This window comes from Citrobacter sp. Cpo142, from assembly GCF_030332425.1.
Classification (GTDB): Bacteria; Pseudomonadota; Gammaproteobacteria; order Enterobacterales; family Enterobacteriaceae; genus Citrobacter; species Citrobacter portucalensis.
The window spans coordinates 1-231 of sequence record NZ_JAOWHW010000023.1 but is presented as its reverse complement, the minus strand read 5'-3'; the positions used below and the strand labels follow the sequence as shown (position 1 = coordinate 231).

At 49.4% G+C, this 231-nt stretch carries 1 protein-coding gene; it reads right to left on the bottom strand.

Translation table 11 applies throughout. The features are described from left to right. On the bottom strand, positions 1-231 hold a 231-nt coding region (locus OGY18_RS00950), incomplete at both ends, for a DDE-type integrase/transposase/recombinase (RefSeq protein WP_286551315.1).

Genomic DNA, 231 nt, shown 5'->3' with positions numbered 1-231 from the left:
CATTTCGATGTAATCAAAAATATCGCTGCGGGCTTCTTCCCGCGTTCCGTAGATCTTTTTCTTTATCCGTTCGCGTTTCAGCAACTGGAAAAAGCTTTCTGCAACCGCATTATCATGGCAGTTACCGCGACGGCTCATGCTGCCCTCCAGACCGTGTGATTTCAGGAACGACTGCCACTCATGGCTTGTGTACTGACTGCCCTGATCCGAATGAACCAGCACCTGTTTTTG